General features: G+C 68.4%; 1 protein-coding gene and 1 pseudogene. Both read left to right on the forward strand.

Annotated elements, in window-relative coordinates:
• Positions 1 to 1676 (forward strand): annotated as a pseudogene (locus AC1DOC_RS33215) (efflux RND transporter permease subunit); the annotation flags it as partial.
• A 41-nt stretch (positions 1677 to 1717) separates the two neighbouring features.
• Positions 1718 to 2530, forward strand: a complete 813-nt coding sequence (locus AC1DOC_RS33220; protein ID WP_418148237.1) for an oxidoreductase — start codon at positions 1718 to 1720, stop codon at positions 2528 to 2530.
• Positions 2531 to 2570 lie beyond the last annotated feature (40 nt).

The raw sequence follows: 2570 nt of genomic DNA on the forward strand, positions 1-2570 counted from the left end.
CCTGGTGGACGACGCCATCATCGCCATCGAGATGATGGTGGTGAAGATCGAGGAGGGCTACAGCCATGTGGCCGCGTCCGCCTACGCCTGGAGCCACACGGCGGCGCCGATGCTCTCGGGCACGCTGGTCACTGCCGTCGGCTTCATGCCCAACGGCTTTGCGCCGTCGACCGCGGGCGAGTACACGAGCAACATGTTCTGGATCGTCGGCATTGCGCTGATCGCGTCCTGGGTGGTCGCGGTGGTGTTCACGCCTTACCTGGGCGTCAAGCTGCTGCCGAACTTCAAGAAGATCGAAGGCGGCCATGCCGCGATCTACGGCACGCCGCGCTACAACCGGCTGCGCGGCGTGCTGGCGCGCGTCATCGCGCGCAAGTGGCTGGTGGCGGGCGCGGTCGTCGGGCTCTTCGTGGCGGCCATCCTCGGCATGGGCGTGGTCAAGAAGCAGTTCTTCCCGATCTCCGACCGTCCCGAGGTGCTGGTCGAAGTGCAGATGCCCTACGGCAGTTCGATCACGCAGACCAGCGATGCCACGGCCAAGGTCGAGACCTGGCTGTCCACGCAGCCCGAGGCGCAGATCGTCACGTCGTACATCGGGCAGGGCGCGCCCCGCTTCTTTTTCGCGATGGGGCCGGAACTGCCCGACCCCTCGTTCGCCAAGATCGTGGTGCGCACGGCCAGCCAGGAGGAGCGCGAGGCACTCAAGCACCGCTTGCGCCAGGCCATTGCCGATGGCCTCGCGTCCGAGGCGCGGGTGCGCGTGACGCAGCTGGTGTTCGGCCCATATTCGCCGTTCCCCGTGGCCTACCGCGTCAGCGGACCCGATGCGAACGAGCTGCGCCGGATCGCGGCCGAGGTGCGGCAGGTGATGGATGCCAGTCCGATGATGCGCACGGTCAGCACCGACTGGGGCACCCGCACGCCCACGCTGCACTTCACCCTGAAGCAGGACCGCCTGCAGGCCGTCGGGCTGAGCTCCAGCGCGGTGGCGCAGCAGCTGCAGTTCCTTCTGAGCGGCGCGCCGGTGACCACCGTGCGCGAGGACATCCGCACCGTGCAGGTGGTGGCCCGTTCGGCCGGCAGCACCCGGCTCGATCCCGCCAAGCTCGCGGACTTCACGCTCGCCGGTGCCGGCGGCCAGCGCATCCCGCTGTCGCAGGTCGGCGAGGTCGAGGTGCGCATGGAAGAGCCCGTGATGCGGCGGCGCGACCGCGTGCCCACGATCACGGTGCAGGGCGACATCGCCGAGGGGCTGCAGCCGCCCGATGTTCCTCACGAGCCCGCTGGGGCTGATCGGCGTCGTGCCGACCCTGCTGCTGTTCCAGCAGCCCTTCGGCATCAACGCGCTCGTGGGCCTCATCGCGCTGTCGGGCATCCTGATGCGCAACACGCTGATCCTGCTCGGGCAGATCCACCATAACCAGCAGGAGGGGCTCGATCCCTTCCATGCGGTGGTCGAGGCGACGGTGCAGCGTGCGCGGCCCGTGATCCTGACCGCGCTGGCGGCGATCCTCGCGTTCATTCCGCTGACGCATTCGGTGTTCTGGGGCGCGCTGGCGTACACGCTGATCGGCGGCACCTTTGCGGGGACGATCCTCACGCTGGTGTTCCTGCCGGCGATGTATTCGATCTGGTTCAGGATCAAACCCGGCAACGCCGACCAGCCCGCGCATTGACGCGCCCCATCACCATTCATCAAGAGATCGAAGGAATTGCCATGTCGAGTTCATCAGTCGTTGTCGTGACGGGCGCGTCCTCGGGCATCGGACGCGCCGCCGCGGAAATGTTCGTGGCGCGCGGCTGCCGGGTGTTCGGCACTGCGCGCGACCTGCGCAAGGCACCCGCGCTGCCCGGCGTCGAGTTCGTCGAGATGGACGTCCGCGAGGAAGGCTCGGTCCAGGCGGCCATCGACTCCATCATCGAGCAGGCCACGCGCATCGACGTGCTGGTCAACAACGCGGGAATGATGATGATCGGCGCGGTCGAGGAAACCGCGACGGCCGAGGCCGCGGAGCTGTTCGACACCAACGTCTTCGGCCTGCTGCGCGTGACGCGCGCGGTGCTGCCGTACATGCGTGAGAAACGCCGCGGGCGGATCGTCAACGTCAGCTCCGTGCTCGGCGTGCTCCCGGCCCCGTACATGGGCCTGTATGCGGCCACCAAGCATGCGGTGGAAGGGCTCTCGGAGTCGCTGGACCACGAGGTGCGCCAGTTCGGCATTCGCGCGACCTTGGTGCAGCCGGCCTTCACCCGGACCAACCTCGATGCCAACGCACCGCGCACCAAGGCGCGGATCGCGGGCTATGACCGCGAACGCGACCTGGTGGCGCTCTCCGTGGCCGACAGCGTGGGCAGTGCGCCCGAGCCGCACGGCGTGGCGGGCACCATCGTCGAGGCGGCGCTCGGCCCCTGGCGCATGCGCTGCACGCCGCCGGGGGAAGCGTCCTTGCTGACGAAGCTGCGCCGCTTCATGCCCGCGGGACCGGTGGACGCGAGCCTCAGGAAAAAACTCGGGCTCGGTTCCTCCTGAACGCTCGCCCCGTCCGGCAACGAAGGAGAACATCATGGAC

This window comes from Variovorax sp. 01T439_2 (assembly GCF_056398445.1).